Origin of the sequence: Pseudofrankia coriaricola (assembly GCF_032027725.1) — a bacterium.
GTDB lineage: Bacteria > Actinomycetota > Actinomycetes > Frankiales > Frankiaceae > Pseudofrankia.
Genome location: NZ_JASNFO010000043.1, coordinates 53,097 through 78,387, shown reverse-complemented (window position 1 = coordinate 78,387; position 25,291 = coordinate 53,097). Strand labels below are relative to the sequence as shown.

General features: G+C 71.1%; 20 protein-coding genes. 11 read left to right on the top strand and 9 right to left on the bottom strand.

Translation table 11 applies throughout. The features are described 5' to 3' along the window. Nucleotides 1-23: 23 nt before the first annotated feature. From QOZ89_RS23170 to QOZ89_RS23160, 3 genes are all read right to left on the bottom strand, one after another. A complete protein-coding gene (locus QOZ89_RS23170) occupies nucleotides 24-758 on the bottom strand; it encodes a hypothetical protein (protein ID WP_312625170.1) in 735 nt (244 codons plus the stop codon). A gap of 430 nt (nucleotides 759-1,188) precedes the next feature. Further along, nucleotides 1,189-2,112, bottom strand: a complete 924-nt coding sequence (locus QOZ89_RS23165) for a LysR substrate-binding domain-containing protein (protein ID WP_312625168.1) — start codon at nucleotides 2,110-2,112, stop codon at nucleotides 1,189-1,191. Nucleotides 2,113-2,126: 14 nt separating this feature from the next. Beyond that, a complete protein-coding gene (locus QOZ89_RS23160) occupies nucleotides 2,127-3,236 on the bottom strand; it encodes a YeiH family protein (RefSeq protein ID WP_312625166.1) in 1,110 nt (369 codons plus the stop codon). A gap of 293 nt (nucleotides 3,237-3,529) precedes the next feature. On the opposite strand from QOZ89_RS23160, the gene QOZ89_RS23155 reads away from it, so the two are divergent. Beyond that, nucleotides 3,530-5,794, top strand: a complete 2,265-nt coding sequence (locus QOZ89_RS23155; RefSeq protein ID WP_312625164.1) for a serine/threonine-protein kinase — start codon at nucleotides 3,530-3,532, stop codon at nucleotides 5,792-5,794. A 162-nt stretch (nucleotides 5,795-5,956) separates the two neighbouring features. On the opposite strand, the gene QOZ89_RS23150 is transcribed toward QOZ89_RS23155, so the two are convergent. Next, entirely contained in the window at nucleotides 5,957-6,442 is a 486-nt protein-coding gene (locus QOZ89_RS23150) for a carboxymuconolactone decarboxylase family protein (RefSeq protein WP_312625162.1), read from the bottom strand. Between the two features lie 268 nt (nucleotides 6,443-6,710). Here QOZ89_RS23150 and QOZ89_RS23145 point away from each other — a divergent pair, with 268 nt between their 5' ends. The 6 genes from QOZ89_RS23145 to QOZ89_RS23120 all read left to right on the top strand — a co-directional run bounded on the left by QOZ89_RS23145 (nucleotide 6,711) and on the right by QOZ89_RS23120 (nucleotide 13,704). After that, nucleotides 6,711-7,652: an RNA polymerase sigma-70 factor gene (locus QOZ89_RS23145; RefSeq protein ID WP_312625160.1), complete on the top strand. Its 942-nt coding sequence runs from the start codon at nucleotides 6,711-6,713 to the stop codon at nucleotides 7,650-7,652. Between the two features lie 552 nt (nucleotides 7,653-8,204). Further along, the gene (locus tag QOZ89_RS23140; protein ID WP_071046321.1) at nucleotides 8,205-9,452 is read left to right on the top strand and encodes an ABC transporter substrate-binding protein; all 1,248 of its coding nucleotides are present in this window, start codon (nucleotides 8,205-8,207) and stop codon (nucleotides 9,450-9,452) included. A gap of 50 nt (nucleotides 9,453-9,502) precedes the next feature. Continuing rightward, nucleotides 9,503-10,399 (top strand): carbohydrate ABC transporter permease, encoded by an 897-nt coding sequence (locus tag QOZ89_RS23135; RefSeq protein WP_071046310.1) that lies wholly within the window; start codon nucleotides 9,503-9,505, stop codon nucleotides 10,397-10,399. Continuing rightward, nucleotides 10,399-11,301, top strand: a complete 903-nt coding sequence (locus QOZ89_RS23130; RefSeq protein WP_241841422.1) for a carbohydrate ABC transporter permease — start codon at nucleotides 10,399-10,401, stop codon at nucleotides 11,299-11,301. The genes QOZ89_RS23135 and QOZ89_RS23130 overlap by 1 nt, the downstream gene beginning before the upstream one ends. Nucleotides 11,302-11,309: 8 nt before the next feature. Beyond that, nucleotides 11,310-12,509, top strand: a complete 1,200-nt coding sequence (locus QOZ89_RS23125) for an ABC transporter ATP-binding protein (protein ID WP_071046311.1) — start codon at nucleotides 11,310-11,312, stop codon at nucleotides 12,507-12,509. A 784-nt stretch (nucleotides 12,510-13,293) separates the two neighbouring features. Further along, nucleotides 13,294-13,704: a VOC family protein gene (locus QOZ89_RS23120; RefSeq protein WP_071051033.1), complete on the top strand. Its 411-nt coding sequence runs from the start codon at nucleotides 13,294-13,296 to the stop codon at nucleotides 13,702-13,704. Between the two features lie 89 nt (nucleotides 13,705-13,793). Here QOZ89_RS23120 and QOZ89_RS23115 read toward each other — a convergent pair whose 3' ends face one another. Together QOZ89_RS23115 and QOZ89_RS23110 are read right to left on the bottom strand one after the other, a co-directional pair. After that, nucleotides 13,794-15,455, bottom strand: coding sequence for an alkaline phosphatase D family protein (locus QOZ89_RS23115; RefSeq protein WP_071051032.1), 1,662 nt, complete (start codon nucleotides 15,453-15,455; stop codon nucleotides 13,794-13,796). A 558-nt stretch (nucleotides 15,456-16,013) separates the two neighbouring features. After that, a complete protein-coding gene (locus QOZ89_RS23110; RefSeq protein ID WP_312625155.1) occupies nucleotides 16,014-16,874 on the bottom strand; it encodes a hypothetical protein in 861 nt (286 codons plus the stop codon). Nucleotides 16,875-17,044: 170 nt separating this feature from the next. Between QOZ89_RS23110 and QOZ89_RS23105 the strand changes: the two genes are divergently transcribed. Further along, nucleotides 17,045-17,410, top strand: coding sequence for a hypothetical protein (locus tag QOZ89_RS23105; protein WP_071051030.1), 366 nt, complete (start codon nucleotides 17,045-17,047; stop codon nucleotides 17,408-17,410). Between the two features lie 348 nt (nucleotides 17,411-17,758). Next, nucleotides 17,759-18,841, top strand: coding sequence for a phosphotransferase (locus QOZ89_RS23100; protein WP_312625152.1), 1,083 nt, complete (start codon nucleotides 17,759-17,761; stop codon nucleotides 18,839-18,841). Nucleotides 18,842-19,018: 177 nt separating this feature from the next. On the opposite strand, the gene QOZ89_RS23095 is transcribed toward QOZ89_RS23100, so the two are convergent. Together QOZ89_RS23095 and QOZ89_RS23090 are read right to left on the bottom strand one after the other, a co-directional pair. After that, complete coding sequence (locus tag QOZ89_RS23095) at nucleotides 19,019-20,929, bottom strand: glycoside hydrolase family 2 protein (protein WP_312625150.1); 1,911 nt, start codon at nucleotides 20,927-20,929, stop codon at nucleotides 19,019-19,021. A 109-nt stretch (nucleotides 20,930-21,038) separates the two neighbouring features. Next, complete coding sequence (locus QOZ89_RS23090) at nucleotides 21,039-21,530, bottom strand: toll/interleukin-1 receptor domain-containing protein (protein WP_071051029.1); 492 nt, start codon at nucleotides 21,528-21,530, stop codon at nucleotides 21,039-21,041. Between the two features lie 212 nt (nucleotides 21,531-21,742). Between QOZ89_RS23090 and QOZ89_RS23085 the strand changes: the two genes are divergently transcribed. Together QOZ89_RS23085 and QOZ89_RS23080 are read left to right on the top strand one after the other, a co-directional pair. After that, the gene (locus tag QOZ89_RS23085) at nucleotides 21,743-22,366 is read left to right on the top strand and encodes a DJ-1/PfpI family protein (protein WP_312625147.1); all 624 of its coding nucleotides are present in this window, start codon (nucleotides 21,743-21,745) and stop codon (nucleotides 22,364-22,366) included. A 261-nt stretch (nucleotides 22,367-22,627) separates the two neighbouring features. Then, complete coding sequence (locus QOZ89_RS23080; protein ID WP_397428826.1) at nucleotides 22,628-23,998, top strand: mechanosensitive ion channel family protein; 1,371 nt, start codon at nucleotides 22,628-22,630, stop codon at nucleotides 23,996-23,998. Nucleotides 23,999-24,218: 220 nt separating this feature from the next. Here the strand turns inward: QOZ89_RS23080 and QOZ89_RS23075 are convergent, their stop codons facing one another. After that, on the bottom strand, nucleotides 24,219-25,250 hold the full coding sequence (locus QOZ89_RS23075; protein ID WP_131804107.1) for an isopenicillin N synthase family dioxygenase: 1,032 nt from the start codon (nucleotides 25,248-25,250) through the stop codon (nucleotides 24,219-24,221). Nucleotides 25,251-25,291: the final 41 nt, after the last annotated feature.

The window sequence follows — 25,291 nt, the reverse complement described above, 5'->3', positions numbered from 1 at the left end:
CGGACTGCTCTGACTCGTCGGGCTCATCGGACGAGCACCGCCGCCGCCGCGACCGAACCGATGACGGCCAGGAGAAGCACCGTGGCCAGGACGGCTGCGCGACGGCCGAGGACGTGGAACTGGGCGTCCCGGCTGAGCCGGCCGACGAAGACCGTGGCACCGTCGGCCGCGGCGGCGGCGTTCGGCGGTCCGGGTTCGGCCACGTCGTCGGGCCTCGGCAGGGCCGACGCCATCGGCTGGGCTGGCGGGGCCGGCCCGGGCCGCCCCGGTGGCGCCCCGGGCGGTTTCGGCCCCGGACCCGGCGGCGCGCCGCCCAGCGGTGTGGCATACGGCGGTGTGGCACCGGGCGGTGTGGCAAACGGCGGTGTGGCAAACGGCGGTGTGGCAAACGGCGGTGCGGTGCTGGGCGAGGAACGTCGGTCGCCGCGGCGGTCGGCCGCCGGGCCGCGGAGCGCGGTCTCGCCGGCCGCGGGCCACGGGCTGGTGCCCGGCCCACCATCCGCGCCGTCCGAGGACGGCCTCCCGCGCCGGGCGACCTGACGGCGCGCGTGCCCCGGCCTCGCGGCCGGCCGCCGGGTGGCTAGCCGCCGAAGCGCGGCCACCGGCGGCGAGGACGCGGCCGGAGAGCTCCGCCACGCGGTCAGGAAGGCGTCGGCCGGCGACCGGCCGTCCGGGAGGGACGGGCCGCCGTCGTGGCCGTCGGCGCGGAAGAGGCTGTCGCCGCCGCCGGTTCCATGCACGCGTTCGCCGTCGCCCACTGTCTCTCCGCCGTTCTCAGGCGGTGACCCGTCCACGTGACTGGCCGGCCCCCGAGCCGGTTCTGGAATCGGCCGTCAGGACCGCGGTCCCCGAATGCCCGCAGATGTCCCACATGCTACTGGCCGCGGCTATTTCGGCAGGCATATGTGCTGAAGTTGGGACACTGTTAACGTTCCGGCGCACGGTCCTCGAAAGGCGTCGCGGCCCGGAACTCCGCCCAGCGGCGACGGTGCGTGTTCTCGGCGGCCCGACGGCGGCCTCTTGGCGAGGGCCCCATGGAAGGACCGTCGCCCGCTGTCGCGTCGGCAGGTCCATACCGGCAGCCAGAAAACCACACGGCGACTATCGACGGGCAACGAGCGGGAGAGGGTTGGGTGCTTGGGTGAGTAACGGCGGACCGCGGGTTGTCCCAGGCGATTTTCCTATGGATTAGTCCGGCGTAGGTAGTCCGATCGCGAGTTCGATCAGCTCCGCGGCCAGCGGGGTCGGCGCGTGGCCGGACCAGACGGCGTGCAGCGGTCGAACCAGCATCAGGTCGGCCACCCGCAGCCGGACCAGCTCGCCGGTGGCCAGGCCGGCCGCCGCGGCCCGCGCGCTGACGACGCCCACACCGCCGCCCGCCCGGACCGTGGCCAGGATCGTCGCCGTCGAGCCCAGGCTGGTCGCGCGGTGGATCGGCGGGGTATGACCGAGCGCGCCGGCGAGGGCGCGTAGGAACGTCTCGCGCGTGCCGGAGCCGGGTTCGCGCAGCAGAAGCGGCGCCTCGATGAGATCGGTGGCGCGTAGACCCCGCTCGGCCCGAGCTGCCAGGGGGTAGCGGGCGGCCACGACGAGGGCGAGGCTGTCCGCGCCGACCACTCGGCGGCCGAGGTCGGCTGGGACGTCGGGCGACTCGATGAACCCGAGATCGGCCCGGCCGGAGCGGATCGCCGCGCAGACGTCCTCGCTGTTGGCGACGCTGGCCGAGATCTCGAGATCGGCGTGACCGCGCCGCAGGACCAGCAGCCATCGGGGCAGCAGGTACTCGGCCACGGTCAGGCTGGCCGTGATGCGCAGGCGGGCCCGCTGGTCGGCCCGCAGCGAGAGCACACCGTCGGCCAGCGCCTGGGCCGCGTCGATGACCGGGTGGATCCAGGCGACGACGGCCTCGCCGGTCGGGGTCAGAGTGCTGCCGCGCCGGGTCCGGACCAGGAGCGGCACGCCGAGGCGCCGTTCCAGCCGGGCCAGCCGCTCGCTCGCGCTCGGCTGGCTGATGCCGTGCGCCTGGGCGGCGCGGCCGACGCTGCCGGTCTCGGCGACGGAAAGCAGCAGGTTGAGCGTCGCCAGATCGGTGACCCAGCTCGGGAGGGGCATCGTCGGACAGCGTGTCACACCGCCCCGGCGACGGCGAGGCTGGTCAGGCTCACCGTCGCCCACAGCAGCAGGCCGAGCAGGAGCGGCCGGTACCCGGTGCGGCGCAGCGCCGCGACGTCCGTCGCGAGGCCGATCGCGGCGAGCGCGACGGCGATGAGGATCATCGCGCCGCGATGCAATGGCTCGTGGCTGGCGACGGGGAGAAGCCCAGCCGAGTTGGCCGACACCACCAGCACGAACGCGACGAGGAACCCCGGAACCAGGCGGACGGCGCGGCGCGGCGCGGCCAGCAGGTGGCGTGACTGGTGGTCCGGCTGACGGTGCGGCTCGGCGTCCAGGTCGGACGAGGCCTCGCGGTCGCGGACGAGCGCGCCCAGCACCAGCACGATCGGAATGATCATGAGTGTGCGGACGAGCTTGACCACGACCGCCTGCTGGACGGCGGCCGGGTCGTACGCGCTGGCCGCGGCGACGACCGAGGACATGTCGTTGACGGCGGTGCCGGCGAACAGGCCGAACGCGCCCGGGCTCAGGCCGAGCGCGTGCCCGAGCGGCGGGAAGACCAGCGCCGCGGCCACGTTGAACAGGAAGATCGTCGAGACGGCGTAGGCGACGTCGGCGTTCTTGGCCCTGATCGTCGGGCTCGTGGCGGCGATCGCCGACGCGCCGCAGATCGCCGTCCCGACGCCGATAAGGGTGCGCAGGTCACGTCCCACCTTGAGACATCGACCGAGCATCGCGGCGCCGGCCAGACAGGCGGCGAGGGTGGCCAGCATGACCGGCAGCGAGGCCACTCCGACGTCGGCCACCTCGCCCAGGGACAGCTGGGCGCCCAGCAACGCGACGGAGACCCGCAACAGGCGGACCCGAGCAACGTCAAGACCTGGCTGAAGGACACCTCCCCATCTCCGGGCGAGTGGGCTGAGCAGGGCGCCCCCGACAACCGCCACGACAGGCGCGCCGATCACCGGGCAGGCCATGCCGACGGCGGTCGCGGCCAGGCCGATCGCGCCGGCGAACGCCAGCCCGCCAGACACGCCAGACACGCCGGAGGCGGCGGACACGGTGGGCGCGAGCCGCGCGGGTCGGGCGAGAGGGCGTTCCCGGACGGGGACGGTGGTCATGGATCCCAGCCTCAAGCGGCCGAGGACCCTTCGGTACCGACCGACTGCCAGGGATGGTCATAGGAGACCCCTATGACTAGACGGGCGCGTCGACGACGCGTCACTCGGTCATCCCTGTTCGGCTGGCCCGGCCGCTGTGCCCGGCGCACGCGACGGAGCTCCCGTCTCTGACCGGCGCATGTCGACGACGCCGACAAGACCGACGCCGACAAGACCAAGGCGTGTGTTGTCGTTGTCGCCCTGGGTAGAGGAATCTCAAACTCCAAGAAGGTCATCGAAAGTAGGATCAAACGATGCCGACTCTCGGTGCCGCCGACGAACAGGGAACGGAAGGATACCTGGGTGGTCGGTACCGGCTGGGCAGAGTGATCGGTGAGGGTGGTAGCGGCACTGTCTACAAGGGCGAGGACGTGCTGCTGCACCGCCCGGTCGCGATCAAGGAGATTCGGCTGCCGCTCATGGGGTCGGCGGCCGAACGCGACCTGGCCGAACAGCGGGTGATGCGTGAGGCCCGCGCGGCTGCTCGACTGCGTCATCCGACGCTGGTGACCGTCTACGACGTGCTCAAGGCAGACGGGCGTTCGTGGATCGTCATGGAGTACGTCGACGGGGTCTCCCTGTCCGAGCTCATCAAGGACGCCGGACGGCTGGCCCCCGAGCGGGTCGCCCGTATCGGCGTCAGCCTGGCCTATGCGCTCGAGGCCGCTCACCGTGGCGGCGTCGTCCACCGCGATGTCAAGCCGGGCAACGTCCTGGTCACCGCGGCCGGCGAGTCACGCCTGACCGACTTCGGCATCGCGGTCAGCCACGGCGACACAACCCTGACGGGTGCGGGAACGCTGATAGGTTCGCCGGCTTACATCGCTCCTGAACGCGTCCGAGGCGCGCGGGCCGTGTACGCCAGCGACGTGTGGGGGCTCGGAGCGACCCTCTTCACCGCCGTCGAGGGCGAGTCTCCGTTCGAGGGCAAGGTGCCCCTGGCGATGCTGGCCGCCGTCGTGGAGAACCGCAGACGCCCGTTCGTCCACGCGGGCTGCCTCCGCGGTGTCATCGATCACATGCTTGCCGTCGATCCTGACCGGCGGCCGTCGCCCGCCCAGATCCGCAGTCATCTTCGCGAAGTCCTCGACGACATCACGCCGACCGCACGAGGACGGCGCAGACACCTCGGGAGGCCCGGGCTCGCTCGACGCCCCACCCGTCCCCGCGAGGCCGGCCGGGTTGACCGGGCCGACCCGTGGTTGGAGATCCTCGCTGACAGCCACCGGCCGGCGCGGGCGGATGATGCTGAACCCGGCATGGCGGCTGACAGACCCGCGGATCAGGCGACGAAAGTCGACGGCGGCGACGCGACCGGCATGGACGAACCGCGGGCCGCCGAGGTCGGTACCCCGGAGGCCGACGACAAGGCCGCACCCATCGCCGAGGCCGCATCCACGGAGGTCGTCGCACCCACTGGCGCCGAGGCCGCACCTACACCCGACGTCGGACCCACCGAGGTCGTCGCACCCACCGATGTCGCCCCATCCACCGACGTCGCCGCACCCACTGCCGACGTCGCGCCCACGAAGGTCGTCGGACCCACCGACGTCGCATCCACCGACCACGCCGCAACCACCGACGTCGTCGAACAAGATGAGGGTGCGGTGCCCGGCGACGGCGAACCCAGGGACAACGCCAAACGCGACGAGGGCGCCGCACCCAACGAGGGCACCGCACCCGACAACGGCGAACCGGGCGGCGACGCCGCCGTCCCTGTGCCCCCCGGCGGACGTCGGCGCGGCTCGCGCCGGCGGGTGTCGGTGATCGTGGCGGCGGCGCTGGCGTCGCTCCTGGCGGTGGGGACCACTCTGGGCCTGACGTTGGCCGGCGGCGGCACCGCCGAGCCGGCCGCGGCCCCGCCGCCGCAAAGATCGTCGCTCGCCTCGTCCGGACCGGTCACATCGCCGACGTCGACGACAACACCGGAGAACCTGGCGGCGACGGACCCATCACGTCCGCCCTCGAGTGTCGCCGGCCCGCCGGCCTCAGGCGACACACTGACGGACGCCCCGGCGGCGCGGGACTACGACATCAGCCTGGGCTCGCTCATTCCGACCGGTACCACCCCGGCGCGGCCACCGGAGGGCTACACCACGCGCTCCGGGCAATCCGGCTGGTCGGTCGCGGTGCCGAGTGACTGGTCGACCTCCCCGCGCGGCGCCGACCGAACCGTGTTCGCGCCCGCGAGCGGATATCCAGAACTGCTGGTCGAGGCCCAGGCCGCGGCCGGACCGTCCGCTATCGGCGCCTGGCGGTCGTTGGAAGGAAGCACACGGGCGACATCGCCGGGCTACCGGCTCCTGTCCATCCGCCAGGCCGACGGGCAGGACGGCGCGACCGCCGCCATCTGGGAGTTCACCTTCACCTCGGGTGGGCGTGTCATCCACGTCCTCGACCTCGGCGTCGTCCGCAACGGCCACGGATACGCGCTGCGCTGGCGGATTCCCGAGGACGACTGGGACGGCCAGCAGGCTCTGATGTGGCGAATCTTCGCCACCTTCCGTCCAGGGCCATGACGGGCCGCCCACAGGATGACGGCCGCCGGTTCGTTCCGCCGAACGGCCGGATCTCCCGTGAGGTGATGGAGGGCCTCGCGCGCGGTCCCGCCTTCGGTGATGTGGCATGCGCCGGCCCGGCCCGGATCGATGATCCGAGCCGGGTCTGGACCCGCCCGCCGGTCAGCTCTTCATGCTGGCGAACATGCCGGGCGCGTAGGAGCCCGCCGGGTTGCGCACGATCACGTTGACTCGGTTGGCCGCGTTGATCAGGGCGACCAGGGAGACGAGCGCGGCGATCTGGTCGTCGTCGTAGTGCTTGCGGACCTGGGCCCAGGTCTCGTCGGAGACGCCGTGGTGGGCGTCGGCGAGCCTGGTTCCCTCCTCGGCGAGTGCGAGCGCGGCCCGCTCGGCCTCGGTGAACACGGTGGCCTCGCGCCAGGCGGCGACCAGGTTGAGCCGGACCGGGGTTTCACCGGCGGCCGCGGCCTCCTTGGTGTGCATGTCGACGCAGAAGCCGCAGCCGTTGATCTGGCTGGCGCGCAGCGACACCAGCTCCTGGGTGGCCTTCGGTAGCGGCGACTGGTCGATCACCAAGCTGGCGTTGGCGAACCGCTTGCCGAACTTGGCGGCGATCTCGTTGTCGAACATGTTGAATCGGGCGTCCATGACGTCCTCCTCACTCGTGGTGTTGCGTGCTGCCGCACCGGACGAACACCAGATGCCGGTGACCCCGATTCCTGTGACAGCCGGGCCATGGTGACCTGCGTCACGAGGCGGGCCACATCGGATGCTTGAGGCCCCGCTGGGCGCGACGCGGCCACAGCGTCATGTCCTGGGCAGGGGACGACAAGGACCGGCTACCGGCTCGGTGTCACAAACCGGCGGGATCTGGCGTCTGGTGAGTGACACAGTCGAGCGTGAACAGGAGCCACGCATGGCAGGCACGTCGCCGACCGCCCCCGAAGACCGCGGCGGGCGCATGAACGAGGACAGCCGTTCGGACCCGGCTACCGCGGCGTTCCTCGCCCACCGCAACCTGCTGTTCACCGTCGCCTACGAGATGCTCGGCTCGGCCGCGGACGCGGAGGACGTCCTGCAGGAGAGCTGGCTGCGCTGGGTGGGCGTCGATCTCGATGCGGTGCGGGACCAGCGTGCGTACCTGGTTCAGATCACCACCCGCCAGGCGCTGAGCCGGCTGCGTACGCTCGGCCGGCGCAAGGAGTCCTACGTCGGTCCCTGGCTGCCCGAGCCGCTGCTGACCGCGCCCGACGTGGCTGAGGATGTCGAGCTGGCCGACAGTGTCTCCATGGCGATGATGCTGGTGCTGGAGACACTCGGGCCGACCGAGCGGGCGGTGTTCGTGCTGCGCGAGGTGTTCGACCTCGAGTACGACGAGATCGCGGAAGCCGTCGACAAGAGCCCCGCCGCGGTCCGCCAGATCGCGCACCGGGCGCGGGCACATGTCGCCGCGCGCCGCCCGCGCGGGGTCGTTTCTCCGGCCGAGACCCGAGGTGCGCTCGACGCGTTCCAACGAGCGGTCGAGACCGGTGACCTGCAGAGCCTGCTTGACATCCTCGCGCCGGACGTCGTCCTGCTGGGGGACGGCGGCGGAGTCAGGCAGGCCGTACCGCGCCCCATTGTCGGGGCCGACAGGGTGGCGCGCCTGCTGGCCGCCGGGCTGGGCAGGATCGCCGCCGCGGTGTCGCTGCAGCCGGTACAGGTCAATGGCTACCCGGCGCTGATTCTCCGGCTCGATGGCGAGATCGACAGCGTCGTGGCGGTACGCATCGACGACGGCCTCGTCACCGGGCTCTACGCCGTGCGCAATCCCGAGAAGCTGTCGCACATCGAGCGGGAAACGGCCCTTCGCCGCTGAATCCGGAGCACGGACCGTCCCGCCGGCCAGCGGCACGTACCGGCGCTCGCAGTACAGGTCCGGTCCGAGTCAGACGACCGCGTCGACGCCGCGCCACACCGCGTCGTCATCCGACCAGCGACGCCGCGGCGCCCGCACGCTATACATAGCGCGACAGGAAGAACACTGCCCGAAATAGTCCCGTGACGCCGGGTTTACATCTTCATGCGCTTGGGAATGGCGGAGCCACCGCCGGTCTCCCGGCCGGTGGGTGCACGACTCGGGGCGACGTGGCCCGGTCGTAGGTGGCGGAGCCGGATACCACCCGGCCAGGAACGTCTCCTGCCCGCGTGTCGCCTCGGGTAATGCGACGTGGGGTGGTGAGCACGGCCTATGAGAATTCCACAATCCCGTCGGCCCCGTGGACCTCGTCGACCCGGCCGACATTCCGGCCACCGTCCGGGGGCGGCCGGATCCGCCTGTGGCGGCGGCCGGGGCATGCCGACCGGCCGGAGCGGCCGGAGCGGCCGGAGCGGCCGGAGCGGCCGGAGCGGCCGGTCCACGGTGGCCGTGGTGGGAGCGCTGGTACTGGCCGCGGGAGCGGCGCTGGCCGGTTGCGGCGGTTCCGACGACGGAGGCGGCCGCGGCCCGGCCCGGCTGACCTGGTACGTCTACAACGAGTCGTCCGGTTCGTTCGCCAAGTCGGCCGCGGACTGCTCGGCCGCGTCGAACGGCCGGTACACGATCAGCATCAACGTGCTGCCGAACGACTCGGACGGGCAGCGCCAGCAGCTGGTGCGGCGGCTCGCCGCCGAGGACTCCACGATGGACATCCTCGCGCTGGACGTGACCTGGACCGCCGAGTTCGCCGAGGCCGGCTGGATCGTGCCGTTCCCGGCGACGGAGGCGAAGCGGCTCACCGACGGAATGCTGCCGGTCGCCGTGGAGACCGGTACCTGGGACAAACAGCTTTACGCCGTGCCGCTGAACACCAACGCCCAGCTCCTCTGGTACCGCAAGGACCTGGTGCCGAACCCGCCGCGGACCTGGGACGAGATGCTGGCCGACTCCCGGCGGCTCGCCGCGGAAGGCAAGCCGCACTACGTCGAGGTGCAGGGCGCCCAGTACGAGGGCTACACGGTGCTGTTCAACTCGCTGGTGGCGTCCGCCGGCGGCCAGATCCTCAATGACGACGGCACCAAGGTAGTGCTCGGCCCGCCGGCGGAAAAGGCCGTCGAGGCGATCCGGGCCATGGCACACTCGCCGGCCGCCGACCCGTCCTGGTCGAACCAGAAGGAGGACGACAACCGCCTCGCGTTCGAGACCGGGTCGGCCGCCTTCCAGCTGAACTACCCGTTCATCTATCCATCGGCGCGTCAGAACAATCCGAAGCTGGCCGAACAGATCGGCTGGACGCAGTGGCCGACGTTGGTACCCGGCCAGCCTTCACACACGACCGTCGGCGGCTACAACCTGGCGATCGGCGCCTATAGCCACCACCGGGCCGAGGCGGCCGCGGCGATCGAGTGCATGACCAGCCGGGACAACCAGATCCGGACCGCGATCAACGGCGGGCTCGCGCCGACGGCCGAGGATCTGTACACCGACCAGAAGTTCATCGACGGCGGCTACCCGTTCGCGGCGGCGATCTACGAGGCGCTCCAGAACGCGAGTGTCCGGCCGGAGACGCCGGCCTACCAGAGCGTCTCGCTGCAGATCGCGCACACCTTGTCACCGCCCTCCTCAGCGAGCGTCGGGCGGCTCGGCGACCTGCGCAAGGCGATCGCCGACGCCATCGAGTCGAAGGGTCTGGTGCCGTGACTGTTGAGGCGACTACGAATGCCGGCGCGGCGGCGAACGGCGCGGCACCCGTGAAACGGCGGCGGGCACCGCTGTCGGCGGGGGCGCGGGCGGAGCGCCGGCTCGGCTGGGCGCTGTGCGCGCCGGCGGTCATCGTCATCCTGGCGGTGACCGCCTACCCGATCGGATATGCGATCTACCTGTCCCTGCGGCGTTACGACCTGAGGTTCCCGGACGACTCGAAGTTCGTCGGGCTGGCGAACTACGCGACCGTGCTGACGTCGTCGCTGTGGTGGCAGGCCCTCGCGGTGACCGTGATCATCACGGTGATCTCGGTGGCGATCCAGTTCGTGCTGGGGATGACGCTGGCGCTGGTGATGCACCGGGCGCTTGTCGGCCGTGGCCTGGTGCGGACGGTGATCCTGATCCCGTACGGGATCGTGACCGTGGTCGCCGCGTTCGGCTGGCGGTACGCGTGGACCCCGGACACCGGCTACCTGTCCGGCCTGTTCGGCGACGCGACGCCGCTGAGTTCTCAGGTCTGGGGCATCGCGGTGATCATCGTGGCCGAGGTGTGGAAGACGACGCCGTTCATGGCGTTGCTGCTGCTCGCCGGGCTGGCGCTGGTCCCGGAGGAGCTGCTACGGGCCGCGAAGGTCGATGGGGCCACCGCCTGGCAGCGGCTGACCCGGATAATGCTGCCGCTGATGAAGCCGGCGATCCTGGTCGCGCTGCTGTTCCGGGTGCTGGACGCGTTCCGCATCTTCGACAGCATCTACGTGCTGACCGCCGGGGCGTACGACACCCGGTCGGTGTCGATCCTGGGCTACGACAACCTGTTCACGGCGCTGAACCTGGGCGTCGGCTCGTCGTTGTCGGTGCTCATCTTCCTCGTCGTGGCGCTCGTCGCGTTCATCTTCGTCAAGGGGTTCGGCACCGCCGCGCCCGGTGGGGAGGGCCGTCGCTGATGGCCACCATCGCCTCTACTCCCGGCGCCGGTGCCACGGGCACTGCCGGCGCCGCCACGCGCGGCCGGCGCCCATCCGGGGAGCGCACCGCGCTGCTCGGCTGGTCCGCCGCGAACCTCGTCATCATCGGGATATCGCTGGTGCCGCTGCTGTGGCTGGTGTCGCTGTCGTTCAAGACCCCGGACAGCATCACCGACGGCAAGTTCATCCCGCGCCACTGGACGTTCGAGAACTACCGGGGGATCTTCGGCGAGTCGCTGTTCACCCGGGCGCTGCTGAACAGCCTCGGGATCGCGCTCATCTCCACCGTGCTCGCGGTGGTGCTCGGCTCGATGGCCGCCTACGCGATCGCCCGGCTCGCCTTCCCGGGTAAGGGGCTGCTCGTCGGGCTGGCCCTGCTGATCGCCATGTTCCCGCAGATCTCCCTGGTCAGCCCGCTGTTCAACCTCTGGCGGCAGATCGGCATCTTCGACACCTGGATCGGGCTCATCATCCCGTACCTGACGTTCTCGCTGCCGTTGGCGATCTACACGTTGTCGGCGTTCTTCCGGGAGATCCCGTGGGACCTGGAGAAGGCCGCGCAGGTCGACGGCGCCACCCCGCTGCAGGCATTCCTGCGGGTCATCGCCCCGCTGGCCGCGCCGGGCATGGTGACCACCGCGATCCTGGTGTTCATCTTCTGCTGGAACGACTTCCTGTTCGCCATCTCGCTGACGTCGACGGAGCGGTCGCGGACCGTCCCGGCCGCCATCGCGTTCTTCACCGGCGCGTCGCAGTTCGCCCAGCCGATCGGCTCGATCGCGGCGGCGGCCGTGGTCATCACCATCCCGATCATCATCTTCGTGCTGCTGTTCCAACGACGGATCGTCGCCGGGCTGACGTCCGGCGCGGTGAAGGGATAGGCCCGGCCATGGCCGACATCGTTCTCGACCACATCACCAAGCGGTACCCGGACGGCCGGCTCGCGGTGGAGGACGCGAGCCTCTCCATCGCCGACGGCGAGTTCGTCATCCTGGTCGGCCCGTCCGGCTGCGGGAAATCGACCACCCTGAACATGATCGCCGGCCTGGAGGACATCACCTCCGGCGAGCTGCGGATCGGCGACAAGGTGGTCAACGACCTGGCGCCGAAGGACCGCGACATCGCCATGGTGTTCCAGAGCTACGCGTTGTACCCGCACATGACCGTGCGGAAGAACATGGGTTTCGCGCTGGCGCTGGCGAAACGGCCGAAAGAGGAGATCGACCGGAAGGTCGAGGAGGCGGCCCGGGTGCTCGACCTCACCGAGCACCTGGACCGCAAGCCGGCCCAGCTGTCCGGCGGGCAGCGGCAGCGGGTCGCGATGGGCCGGGCGATCGTCCGCTCACCGAAGGCGTTCCTGATGGACGAGCCTCTGTCCAACCTGGACGCCAAGCTGCGGGTCCAGATGCGCACCGAGGTGTCCCGGCTCCAGAACCGGCTCGGCACCACCATGGTGTACGTCACCCACGACCAGACGGAGGCGATGACGCTCGGCGACCGGGTGGCGGTGCTGCGGTCCGGGCGGATCCAGCAGATCGGCACGCCGACCGACCTGTACAGCCGGCCGGCGACCATTTTCGTGGCCGGTTTCATCGGCTCGCCGGCGATGAACTTCGTGCCGGCGACCGTCGAGGAGGGCGAGCTGCGCACCCCGTTCGGGGCGATCGCCCCGAATGACCGGCAGCGGCGGCTGCTGGAAAGCTGGAACGGAGGCGCGGCCGGCAGCCGGTCTCTGATTGTCGGAGCGCGGCCCGAACACTTCGAGGACTCCGCGCTGGAGCAGGTGAGGAACCGCCCCGGACCGCGGTTCACGGTCACGGTGGACGTGCTGGAGCGGCTCGGCTCGGACAGCTTCGCCTACTTCACGCTGACCGGCGGCCGGGCCCAGATCGCCGACCTCGAGGAGCTGGCCCACGACGCTGGCACCGTCGACCTGTCCAGCGGAGTGGAACAGGTCGTCGCCCGGCTCGACGCGTCCAGCCGGATCCGTGAGGGCGAGAAGGCCGAGCTCTGGCTGGACACCGACCAGCTGCACCTGTTCGACCCCGACACCGGCCACAACCTGGACGCCCCGCCCACCATTGACTAATGCTGCCCGGCAACGTTTGCCCTGTACCTGCATGCGGTCGCGCGCCCATCCTGTCCGACGTCACGGGGAATCGTGTCAGTGATCCTGGGGACAACGGCCGCCGGGCGTGCGAAGGAAGATCATTCTCGCACGCCCTTTGGCCCTCTAGACGTCAGGGCCACGACCAGCACCGTTTCGTGGCCCTGACGTCTGACAGGACGTCCGGCTTCCCAGGTGCCTGCCACAACGTGAGAGAGGAATGGTCGGGCCCGTCGCTCCGCGTCGGTCACCGGGTCCACCCTCGGCTGACGCCACGACGACACGTCCCGCGCCCGATCACGAGCATCGGCCGCCAGAGCGGCCTCCTGGACTAGACCCGCTGACGGGTTGGCGGTTGGCGGGTTGACCTGAAGGTGACTTGAGGTCCTAGCGTCGTATCCCGGGTCTCGTGCGAAGCGAGGAGGGAGCGTGATGCCGGCCGTCTACCGGATTGACACGTTCGTCGTGCCGGGTGACGCTCGCGAGGAGTCCGGATCCTCGTCCCCGTGCCCGCGCGGTGCTGAGGAGAGCAGCCGGGCTTCCTGGACGCCGTCCCGGCGGAGAAGAATTTTGGCGCGGGGCGCTTCAACGCCATGACCGTGGAGAAATGGTCGTCTGTCGACGACCCTGCCGGCGTCCGCGAGGTCGTCGACAGCTCACACCAAGCGACCGACCACCAGCCGCCGGAGTCGGCTCGAGCGGGCCGGGACCGATGCGGACCTGGCAGACGATATCGAGGCCGATGTAAGCCGAATCGAGGACACAGGTGCCGACCACAGTCGGGTTCAACCACATCGCCACACTGACCGCCGACATGGACAGGATCGTGAAGTTCTACGCCGACGCGTTCGGCGCAGAGGTGACGTTTGAGATGGATGCGCGGGATGATCATCCACGCATGGTGATCCTCGACCTCGGCGGGGGTGCCGCGCTCAACGTCTTCGAGACGTCGACCGACGACATCATCGGGGACAGGCGTCGCCAGGGCGGACGGGGCCCGATCGACCATTTCGGCCTGGCGGTCGACTCCCTGGAGACCCTCGAGGCCACCCGCGACCGGCTACGCGAACTGGGGGCCGACATCGGGGAGATCCAGCGGCTCGGGTCCGAGTGGTCGCTGTTCTTCCGCGACCCGGACGGGATGGAACTGGAGGTCTGCTGCCACTCCGATCAATGAATCCACTCGACCGGTGACAGCCGGGCCGGCGGCTCGGATTCTCCCGTCCCGGTGGCCGAGCGCCGGAACTGATCCAGTTTGGTGGTGGGTCAGGCCGGTTGGGCGCCGGGGCGGCCGTCCTCGATAACCCAGGTCGTGTCGGTGGTGACCGGGGAGTCGCGGCGGGAGAGGTCGGCGACGATCCGCAGGTCGGCGCGGCATTCCTCGGGTGTCACGCGGATGCGGGTGTAGCCGCGGCGGTCGCCGCGGAAGTACCGGACGTGCGGGTTGAAGCGGGCGTTGTTGTCCCGGACGAAGTCGTCGCTGATGAGGAAGAACGCCGAGCTGATCGAGGTACAGACGAACTCGGTGGCGACGACGGGCGTCTCTGGCTGGTCGAAGTCGACGCGCAGGTCGTTCACCCACGCGCAGTGCAGGTCGCCGGACAGCACGACCGGGTTGCGGGCCTTGCTGTCGCGCACGCCGGCCAGCACACGGCGCCGGTAGGGGCGGTAGCCGTCGTTCTGGTCGAGGTTCGTCAGCGTCTGCCCGTCCCCGCCCGGCAGCTGGCCGTCGAGCTGCGCCATCATCGTCTGCTGCGCTATCAGGTTCCACCGGGTGCGGGAGGCATCCAGCCCCGTCCGTAGCCACCGCTCCTGCTCGGCGCCGGCCATCGTGCCGCCCGCGTTGGCGCCGCCCAGGGCGGCGGCGCCAATGGCGCTCGGAGAGCTGCCCGGCGCGGGCGTGCGGTACTGCCGGGTGTCCATGACGTTGAGCGTCGCCAGGCTGCCGAACGCGAGCCGGCGGTAGATCTGGAAATCGGGGGAGCCTGGGTTCAGCCTGGCGCGGATCGGCATGTGCTCGTAGTACGCCTGGTAGGCGGCGGCGCGCTGGCGGGCGAACGCCGCGGGGTCCTGGTGCCGTGGGCCGGTGTCGCCGAGCTCGTCGGTGAGGCTCGCGTAGTTGTTCTCGACCTCGTGGTCGTCCCAGGTGACGACCCAGGGCGCGGCCAGGTGGGCGGCCTGCAACGCCGGGTCCGCCTTGTACTGGCCGTAGCGGTTGCGGTAGTCGGCGAGGGTCTGGAGCTGGTCGAGGCCGGGGGTCTGCGGGGTGGTGTGCCGCCGGTCCGGGAACTTGCTGTCCGGGTCGTACTCGTAGATGTAGTCGCCGACGTGCACGACGAGGTCCGGCCGGTCCGCGGCGATCGCGTCGAACGCCGGCCAGTAGCCGTTCTGGAAGTCCTGGCAGGACACGAGCGCGAACGCCAGCGACCCGCCGGCCGCTTCCGGGCCGGATCCCGGCGCCGCCGCCGTCCGGGTGCGGCCGACCGGGCTCTGCACCGTGCCGGCGCGGAAACGGTAGTAGTAGTCCCGCCCCGGCTCGAGGCCGTGGACGTCGACGTGGACGGAGTGCGCGAGCGCCGCCCGCGCGGTCTCCGTGCCGGCCCGCACCACTGAGCGGAAGTCCGTGTCGGTGGCGATCTGCCAGTCGACGGGGATGTCGCGGGCCGGCATCCCACCGCCCTCGGTGGGCTTCGGCGCGAGGCGGGTCCAGAGGATCACGCCGTCGGGCAGCGGATCGCCGCTCGCCACGCCGAGGCCGAAGACCCCGTCCGTCACTCCGGGAATGGGAGTGGGCGCACGCAGGGTCGGGGCCGCGGGCCGCGTGGCGTCATCGGAGCCACCGCAGGCAGCCAGGCCCGCCGCGGCCAGCGCCGCGCCCCCGAGGCCGAGCCCGCCAAGCAGGAGAGAACGCCGATGCGGTCGGCTCACCCCGGTGCCGACCTCCGGCGCCGGTCCCTCGCCGGCATGGGAACGATCCGGGCGTGGGCGTTCAGCGGCGCCATCACGGGTCACAAGTCCAGCAGACTAGACGAAGTCGGACCTGTGGGATCCGTTGCGTTCGGAGAGCCGGGGCATGCGGAGGCCCTGGCGGGTCCGAGGATCAGCCGACGGCGACCGGCGGTGCTCCACGCTGAGCACTCCTCATGGGTCGCCGCCCCTCTGACATCCGTCGACGACCCGGGCCGATGAGTCCGTCCTGAGCGGGCGCCACCGGCCTGGCTCGAGTGCCTGATTCCTCGGCCTGCCTCGGCCGCGTGCCCGGGCTGGTCGGCCTGGGGCATGAACCCGTGATGCGTCAACCTGTGATGCGTCGCCGTGACGGTCCGCCGGTCTGGGCCCACCGTTCGCGCCGTTCGCGGAGTTCCGGTTTCCCATGGGGCGCGAGAATGGGGTTACGGACGTCGGCCTGGGCTTTCAGAACCAACGGGTGGAAATTTAGTCATTCTGTTAGTCGTCCCTTGCGCCCGTTTTGGCGCGGTCGGATAGTCACCGGGCGCCGCGCGCTCCTCGCCGGGAAATCAGCCGCCGGCGGGGAGGTGAATCGGCGGAGTCCGCGGGCGTGCCCAGGTCTTCGGCCTCGCCGCTCGGGAGCCTCGAGACGACCAGCGGCGGCCCGTCGTCGGGGTGACCGGGCCATGAGAGGGCGCTCGTCGCGGCCGGCTGGGGCTGATCGAAGGCGATCTGGCCATCTCGGTGGAGGAGCGCCATATCGAACATCACGGCGAACAGGCCGCGCCCGAGCAGGAAGGCCAGGTCGCTGACCGTCCGCCGGCCGTTCACCTGTACCAGGAGCTCCGCGCGGCCCTCGTCGATCGGCGGGGCCGCCGAGGTGGTCCGCGGGTGGGCCCGCGCGTGCAGGCCCAGCTCACGCCACCCGGACGCGACCGCCAGCCGGCGCCGGGTCTCCCGGACCACCCGGCCGACGTCCATCCCCGGGACGAGCGGGATGAGCGGGTCGGCGACGCCTGGATTGGGCACGCACGCGAAGACATCCGCGAGCGTCAACGCGAACAGGGCGTCCATCGCGGCCGTCTGCGTCACCACCTGCACCGACGCGTCGCCGATCAGGCCGCGCTCGACCAGCTCGGCGCGCAGCCTGCCCTCGGGGGCGGCCTCGGCAAGGGCGTCGGTCCAGTCCGCGCGGGATACCCGCCCCGACCGCAGCAGCAGGGACTCCACACCCGGGGCGACCGGGGTGTCGGCGGCGACCAGCAGGCCGGAACTCAGGACGACCGTTCCCTCGACCAGCGCTCCTTCGGTCCACAGCGTCCCGGAGAAACGTTCCTCGGCCAGCCGGGACAATACGTTTAGAAGAACATAACCATCCGCCGCGGTGCCCACGCCCATCGCGTTCCACCCCCTCATCCCAGTGACAGCGAACAGGGGGAAGGATATGGTGCGTTGCGACCAAGTGCTACCAGCCCGTGCGACGTCCGCGCAAACGGTGGTAGACCGGTCGGAGTAAAAATCAACCCGGGCGCAATGACAAGTTGTCCGTTGAATCGGGGAAGGATTGTATGGACATCGATACCGCGTTGAAGGAAGCGATGGCGCTCGACGGTGCGCTGGGAGCCGCGCTGGTCGACTACGAGAGCGGAATGATGCTGGGCTCGGCCGGTGGCGGCCGCGCGCTCAACCTCGAGATCGCCGCCGCGGGCAACACCGATGTGGTCCGCGCCAAGGCGAGGACACTTGAGGCGCTCGGCATCCGGGAGGGGATCGAGGACATCCTCATCACCGTGGACCGGCAGTACCACGTCATCCGCCTGCTCACCAGGGGCGGCAGCCGGCTGTTCCTGTACCTCGCCCTGGACCGCGCCCGGGCCAACCTCGCCCTGGCCCGCCATGGCCTCCGGACGATCGAACGCGAACTAAGCATGTGACGTCCAGACGGCCCGCCAGAGCTCCGGACCGTCTCCCGCGCTCCCTCGCGGTTCTCGCGGCCGCGAGCCCGCGCACCGTCCATGGGGGATCTGTCCCGGCCGGCCGTGGCGGCGGTCCGTGCCGGGAATCGGCGGAGTCTGTCGCATCGAGCCAAAGCCGGCGATCTCGACATTGACCTCGAAGTTGTGATCGGGCTATGGTCCGCGCGTGTCGCTGATGACCCCGCTGACTCCGCCGGCCTACCCGGGCGGCCTGCCCGCGAACCCTGGGCGGGCGGCATGACGAACGACGGGACGGACTTAGCACCAGACTCGGATACGCGGGTCGAGGCGGCGGGACCACGAGACGTGGACGGATCACACCGGATCGTCGACGACCCGGCTGATGTCACCCCGGCGTGGCTGACCGAGGTGCTGCGCGCGGGTGGCGCCGATGTCGAGGTCGTCGGCGTGCGCTTCGAGCCGGTCGGCACCGGGCAGACCGCGGTCAGCTATCGCTTCCACCTTGACCTCGCGCCGGGGGACGCCGGGCGCGGGCCGGTGAGCGTGGTGGTGAAGATGGCCGGTGGTGCCCCTGAGGTCCGTCGGCGGTTGCGGGTGGCTTACCGCAACGAGGTCGGTTTCTACCGGACCTTCGCGGGGCGTGCGCGGGTCCGGGTGCCCCGGTGCTGGAGCGCCGAGCTCAGTGACGACGAGTACCGCTTCACCCTCGTGCTCGAGGACGCCCACCCGGCGCGGGCCGGCAACCAGGTCGACAGCTGCACGGTCGCGCAGGCCGCCCTTGCCATCCGCAACCTCGCTGGTCTGCACGCGCCGTTCTGGAACGACGACAGCGTCACCGACGGCACCGACTGGCCGGCCCGGCTCGACGAGGCCGGGATGAGTTTTCTGGGCAAGGTCGCCACATCGGCGGCCGCCGAGTTCACTGAGCGATATCGGGCAGGCCTCGGGCCGCGGGACGTCGACACCTTGCTGCGTGCGGCGGAGCTCGTGGCCGGCTGGGGGAAGTACACGTCGGATCGCTTCTCGTTGGTGCATGGCGACTACCGGCTCGACAACCTGCTGTTCTCCGGCGACACGCAGGTGCGGGCGGTCGACTGGCAGACCGTCGAGGTGGCCTTCCCCGGCCGCGACCTCGCCTATTTCCTGTCCACCGCATTGGCTCCCGCCGAGCGGCGCGCCCACGAGCGGGCGCTCGTCGCCGCCTACCACCAGCGGCTCGTCGAGTACGGCGTCCCGGACTATCCCGTTGACCTCTGTTTCGAGGACTACCGGCGCGGGCTGCTGCAGGGACCGCTGATCACCATGATCGGCGCCGTCTACGCGAGCGCCGAGCGCACCGCCGGCGCCGACCGGATGTTCCTGTCGATGGCCGCCAACGCCTGCGCGGCGATCCGCGACCTGGACGCCCTCGCACTGTTGTCGGCCTAGCCAGCCCGACTGTCCGCCCCAGGGAGATCCCGGGCGGCCCGGCCGGTCAGCCGATTCGGGCCCGGCGGCCAGCAGGTCGGTGGCGGTCATGAGCTCCTGGTCAAGGGACTCCGCCCCAGAGATCACGCCTGCCGTCGTGCTTCCGTCCCGCCGACGGATTCCGGGCCGCCCGCGGGATCATCCCGCGTCGCTCCCGGTGACAGGGGAGATGGCGCGGGCGTCGTCGTACAGCTGCCGGTGAGCGGCGCGCACCCGGTCGGGATCCACCTTGAGAATGGCGCGGTCGTAGGTCACCAGGCCGTTGTATTCACCCTCGACGTCCGTCGCCTGGGTGTAGATGGCGATGCTGAGGCCCTGTTCCCGGGCGAGTACGCGCAGCTCGTCGACCATTCCCAGATAGCGGTCGGTGAGCCCGCCGGGCGAGGTGGCCCACTCGTAGCTGAACCCGTCGGCCGCGTCCCAGGTGTGGCCCGTCGCAGGCAGCCCGATGCCGCCGAACTCGCCGAGCGCGCGGCAGCGACCGGCCGAGGCCGGGACGGCGGCTGGGCCAGGATAGGCGTGCAGGTCGGCGACGTCGCCGGCTCCCGCGTCGGTCCAGTGGTTTCCCGGGTCCGCGCTGCCGCTGTTCTCGCTGATCAGGCGGGTCGCGTCGAGGGCCCGGACCGTCTCGGTGATGCGCTGGACGTCGTACTGCCCCCAGCCCTCGTTGAACGGGACCCACCCGATGACGGACGGAAAGGCGCGACACTGCTCGACGAGCGCCCGCAGCTCGGTCTCGAACTGTCGGCGGGCGGCTTCGTCCGGCTCCCGGTCATGCGGCATGGACGGCATGTCCTGCCAGACGAGCATGCCGAGCCGATCCGCCCAGTGGTACCAGCGCGCCGGTTCGACCTTCGCGTGCTTGCGGATGCAGGTGAAGCCGAGTTCCTTCGCCATTTCGATGTCGCGCCGGAGCTCGTCGTCCGTCGGCGCGGTGTACACGCCGTCCGGCCAGTAGCCCTGGTCCAGTAGCCCGAGGTGGAAGACGAACCGGCCGTTGAGCAGCGGCCGCGGCTCGCCGGATACCTCGGCCACCTCGACCGACCGCATCCCGACATAGCTGTCCACCCGGTCATAGCTGTCCACCCGGTCGTACGTGCCGGACCGGTCGGGCCGCCCGTCGGCAAGCGTCACGGTCACCCCGTACAGGAAGGGGTCCTCGGGCGACCAGGCACGGACGTTCGGGATCTCCACCGTGAACGGCCGGGCGCTGATCCCCGTCCCGGCCGCCACCGTCGCGGCCCCGGCCGCCGTCCCGGCCCGCACCTCGACCCGGACCGGCACCGCGGCGTCGGGGGCCGCGGCCCCCGCGTGCCCGGTGCTCGCGTCCGGGGCCGACCGAGCATCCGCCGCGACCGCGTTCACCACGACGTAGACGGCGCCGGCGGCCAGATCCGGAGTGAGCGTGAGCCCGGAGACGTGGCAGGACGGGGTCGGCTCCAGCCAGACCGTCTGCCAGATCCCGGAGACCGAGGTATAGAAGATCCCGCCCGGGTGGCGGCGTTGCTTGCCCACCGGCTGCCCACCACCGTCGGTCGGGTCGAAGACATGGACGAGTACCTCCTCCTCGCGCCAGGTCAGACAGGGAGTGATGTCGAAGCTAAAAGCGTCGTAACCGCCCCGGTGCGCGCCGACCGCGACCCCGTTGACCCATACCCGGCATGCCCAGTCGACCGCGCCGAAATGGAGGTGAACCCGGCCGACGGCCCAGTCCGGTGGCACGTGGAAGGTACGGCGATACCACATCCGCTCATGCGTCGCCCCGATGCCGGACAGCGTCGACTCGACCGGGAACGGGACCAGAACGCGCCGCGGCAGCCGCCGGCCGATGGGCGGGTCGCCATGGTCATCGGGACCGCCATGGTCATCGGGACCGCTGTGGTCATCGGGACCGCTGTGACCACGAAGGGCGGCTGGTGCCGCCGGTCCCCGTCCTCCCCAGAACTCCCAGCGGCCGTTCAGCGACAGCCAGGACGATCGCACGAGATGCGGGCGCGGGTATTCCGCCAACGGACTTCTCGCGGCCGCCGCGCGCGACCAGGCGGTCACCAGCCTTCTTCCGGGCACCCTCCGGATGCTAGAAGGTTCCATCGTCCGGTTCGTGGGGATTGCCGAGGCCTGATGCGCCGGCGGTGCCCGCCGCGGGGGCTTCGACCAGCTACGCGGCCGGGAATGGCGGCGCGGTCGTCGGTTTGGCCCGCGCGCCGGAGATCGCCAGCCCGGCGGTGCGCAGCAGCTCCGCCTTCGCCTGGTCCGGCGACATGACGAAAAGGTCGATGGACACCACCTGGTTGAGCAGGCCCGGCCGGGCACAGTCGGCAACCCGGGCCACCAGCAGCTTCCGCTTCGCGCCGTCCGGGTCGGCCGCCCACGCCGCCTGCCATTCCGCCGTTCCGTAAACCGACCGCGCGTACGCGTCGGACAGCACCGCGACGGTGCGAACCGAATACTGGACGCCGTTGTGCATCCCGGCGAGCCAGTTCGACCCCGGCACGAAATCCCACGCCTGCACCAGGACCCGGTAGCCGGCCTCCTCCAGCGTCCAGGAGATCCACTCCGCCCACGGCCGGTCCGTCTGCGTGTAGGACACGAAGAAATCCCACTGTGCGCCGCCGCTCGCCGCGTTGTCCGGCTCGCCATCGTTAGTCACGCTAACAGTGTGCCACCGCCACGGTCCGCGCCGGGCCGGCCGGCGGCCCACCCGGCGGGCCGTTTCGGTCGGCATCCGCTGGCCGCGGCGTTCGCCGCGTTCGCGGCGTACAGACCAGGGATAAATGACCAGCGGCCGACAGGACGGGATGGGATGGTGGGGCCGGGTACGGTCCGGGTGCCGGTGCCGACCACCTACAGCGGAGGCAGGGGATGGTCGTGCAGGTCGCCGTGCTGACGTTCGACGGGTTCAACGAGCTGGACAGCTTCATCGCCGCCGCGATCATCAACCGCTGCCGTCGTGACGGGCTGACGGCCTACATCACCACCCCGACTCCCGTCGTCACCTCGATGAACGGCGTCGAGGTGACCGGCCAGCGCCCGCTCGCCTTCGCCGCGGAGGCCGACGTCGTGCTGGTCGGAAGCGGAGTCAGGACGCGCGACGTCATCCAGGACGACCACCTGCTCGGCTCGTTCTCGCTGGACGCGACCCGGCAGCTGATCGGTTCGCAGTGCTCCGGCGCCCTGGTTCTGGCCCGGCTGGGTCTGCTGGCATCGGTCCAGGCGTGCACGGATGCCACCAGCCGCCCGTGGGTGGAGGCGTGCGGCGTCGAGGTGGTGGACGCGCCGTTCCGCGCGGTCGGGAACATCGCCACGGCCGGCGGCTGTCTGGCGTCGCAGTACCTCGCCGCCTGGGTGGTCAGCCGGACACTGGGCGAGGCGCCCGCCCGCGCCGCGATCGACTACGTGGCCCCGGTGGGGGAGAAGCAGGAGACCGTCGAGCGGGTGTTCGCGGTCCTGCGCGCGGGCGAGCAGCGGCTCGCGGCCCGGCCGTGAGCCGCCGCGACACCAGTCCACAACGGCGGGTTCGTCAGCGCGAAGGTCATACGTCGCGAGCCGGCACGCATATCCGCGTCCACGGCGATCCGTTCACCCGCCCCCTGATCGCGCGTCGCGTGGGTCTGCCCCCACAACCGCCAGTTCGGCTGTGAGGGCTGTCACCTGTTGGTCCGGAGCAAACCGGGGCAGGGCTGAGGAGTCGGTTCATATCGGCAGGCCATGCCCTGCAGGCGGAAACCAACCCCGGGAGCCGTGCCCGTGAGCAGCCCATCCGCGATGTCCCTGCCCTCCACCGACTCGACGCCCGCGGTACTCGTCATCCTCGCCACGGCCGCCACCGCCGGCTTCCTGCTGGCGTTCGTCGTCGACTGGCTCGCCCGGCGCGCCGGGCGACGCTACGAGATCGCCGCGGACATGTCCCGGCGCGGCCGGCGGCCCCTGCGGATCACCGCCGTCCTGCTCGGCCTGCTCGTCGCGGCGAACGCGGCGCCGCGCCAGGACTGGACCGTGGCACTGATCCGGGTCCTCGGCCTCGCACTCATCGGGGGGTTCGCCTGGCTGACCACGGTCGCCGCGTTCGTTCTCGAGGACCTCGCGCTCGCCCGCTACCGGACCGACGTCGCCGACAACCGGCACGCCCGCCGGATCCGCACCCAGGTCACTCTGCTGCGCAGGATCACCACCGCGGTCATCACGGTCATCGCGGTCGCGGCGATGCTGATGACCTTCCCGAGCGTCCGGGTCGCCGGCGCGAGCATCTTCGCGTCCGCCGGCGTCGTGGGCATCGTCGCGGGCCTTGCCGCGCAGACCTCGCTGGCCAACGTCTTCGCCGGCCTGCAGCTGGCGTTCACCGACGCGATCCGGGTCGACGACGTCGTCGTGGTCGAGGACGAGTGGGGACGCATCGAGGAGATCACCCTCACCTACGTCGTCGTGCACATCTGGGACGACCGCCGGATGATTCTGCCGTCGACCTACTTCACGACGACACCGTTCCAGAACTGGACGCGGCGGGAGTCCGCCGTCCTGGGTGCCGTCGAGCTCGACCTCGACTGGAGCGTGCCGACGGAGGACCTGCGCACGCAGCTGCACGCGGTCCTGGCCGATACAGAGCTGTGGGACGGCCGGGTCGCCGTGCTGCAGGTGACCGACGCGGTCGCCGGATACGTGCGGATCCGCGTCCTGGTCAGTGGCAAGGACGGTCCGACGGTCTTCGACCTGCGCTGCCTGGTGCGCGAGGCGCTGGTGGGCTGGCTACGGAAGAACAGCCCCGCGGCGCTGCCGCGGACCCGGATCGAGCCGCCCTACCCGGACCTCTTCCAGAAGCAGGACTGGACGGGTCCACGCCGTGGCGACGGAAGCTCGAACGGGCCGCGCGCCGACGAGGGCGTGGCCGTCGGCCCGGGCTCCGAGCCTGACGGTGACGACGGCGCCGCCACGCGGCCGCGCCGCGCGGGCGTACCCGACGGCAACGACACCCGGCTGTTCGGCGGCAACCTCGAGGCCGAACGGCGGTCGCGGGCGTTCAGCGAGACCAGCGAGACCAGCGAGACCAACGAGACCGGGGAAACCGGGGAACCCGGGGAACCCCGTGAGACCAGCGAGGCCGCCGGCCGTCGACGCCCGTGACGACCGGCCTTGGGCTCAGGGCTGACGGCGCAGGACGGCCAAGCGGCGAGGGTGGTACACCCCTAGGGGTAGGTAGCCCCAGGCCATGCTGTGGGGCGTCAACCATGGATTCGCGCCTGACCACCACCGGATCCAGTCCTGGCGCGCCTAGCCCTGAGCCGGAAGGCGCGCCCGGTGGGCGGGCTCAGGTGGCTGACGTGGCTGAGATGACTGAGGTGGCTCAGGCGGTTGCCGGCTCGGCGTAGGTCTTGGTCAGGACGTACTTCTCCATGAACTGGCGCTGCCAGTCGTACGCGGTGATCGGCTCGAACCGGGAGCCTTCCGCGCCGACCATCGTGGGCACCGGGGTGACGACCGTGTCGACGTTCGGCAGGAAGAACGTGGCGATCGACTGCCGCTGGTCGGCCGGGGCCGGGCCGGCGACGACCCGGTGGACGGTGGCCGGGTAGCGCCCGTTGGTCCATCGGCTGAGCAGGTGGCCGATGTTGATGACGAAGGCGTCGGCACGCACCGGCACCGTGATCCACTCGCCGTCGAGGCCGCGGAGCTGCAGGCCCTCGTAGTCGCCCCGCTGGTGCAGCACCGTCAGCCCGCCGGAGTCGGCGTGCGCCACGAGCAGGACGTCCTCGTGGTCGGCGTCGGCGGGCTGGGGCGGGTAGAAGTTCGCGGAGAACAGCGTGACGTCCTTGGCGAACGGCGCGGCGAAGTAGTCCGCGGGCAGCTCCAACGCCTGGGCGAACAGCGACATGAGGGTGCGCGCGAGCTCCCGCGTGGCCTCGGCGTACCGCTGCCAGGTGGCCTTGAAGCCGGGCAGCTGCTCGGGCCAGACGTTGGGCACGAAGTAGTCGGGGTGCCCGCCGACGGCGCCGTCGGCCTCGGCGGCGGTCAGGTCGTCGTAGGTGATGAACTGCAGCGCCCGGTTGAGGACGCGGCCCTGGCCGTCGATCTGCTCGAAGAGGCCGCGCTGGCTGGCCCGTGGCCGGACCAGGGCGCGCCGCTCGTCATCCGGCAGCGCCGCGACCTGGTCCATCGTGGCGTACGCGGCGTCGACGAGAGCGGCGGGGACGCCGTGCCCGACGACCTGCAGGAAGCCGACGTCGGCGAGGGCGCGGCGCAGCTCGGCCACGACCGGGGCGGCTCCGGCACCGGCGCTGGCGCCGGTCAGCGCCGGACCGAGGTTGACGACGGGGATCTGGCTCATGTGCCCTGCCTTTCGGGCGACGTGGTCGGACAGGACGGGCGCAGTTGGCACGGCGAACTCCTTCCGCAAACTTCCAGCCGGCCGTGTCCACG

Coding starts and splice junctions, on each gene's coding strand:
- QOZ89_RS23105 (WP_071051030.1), top strand. CDS start 17,045: ATGGACATCGATACCGCGTTGAAGGAAGCGATGGCGCTCGACGGTGCG.
- QOZ89_RS23145 (WP_312625160.1), top strand. CDS start 6,711: ATGGCAGGCACGTCGCCGACCGCCCCCGAAGACCGCGGCGGGCGCATG.
- QOZ89_RS23110 (WP_312625155.1), bottom strand. CDS start 16,874: ATGGGCGTGGGCACCGCGGCGGATGGTTATGTTCTTCTAAACGTATTG.
- QOZ89_RS23125 (WP_071046311.1), top strand. CDS start 11,310: ATGGCCGACATCGTTCTCGACCACATCACCAAGCGGTACCCGGACGGC.
- QOZ89_RS23130 (WP_241841422.1), top strand. CDS start 10,399: ATGGCCACCATCGCCTCTACTCCCGGCGCCGGTGCCACGGGCACTGCC.
- QOZ89_RS23155 (WP_312625164.1), top strand. CDS start 3,530: ATGCCGACTCTCGGTGCCGCCGACGAACAGGGAACGGAAGGATACCTG.
- QOZ89_RS23165 (WP_312625168.1), bottom strand. CDS start 2,112: ATGCCCCTCCCGAGCTGGGTCACCGATCTGGCGACGCTCAACCTGCTG.
- QOZ89_RS23085 (WP_312625147.1), top strand. CDS start 21,743: ATGGTCGTGCAGGTCGCCGTGCTGACGTTCGACGGGTTCAACGAGCTG.
- QOZ89_RS23150 (WP_312625162.1), bottom strand. CDS start 6,442: ATGGACGCCCGATTCAACATGTTCGACAACGAGATCGCCGCCAAGTTC.
- QOZ89_RS23160 (WP_312625166.1), bottom strand. CDS start 3,236: ATGACCACCGTCCCCGTCCGGGAACGCCCTCTCGCCCGACCCGCGCGG.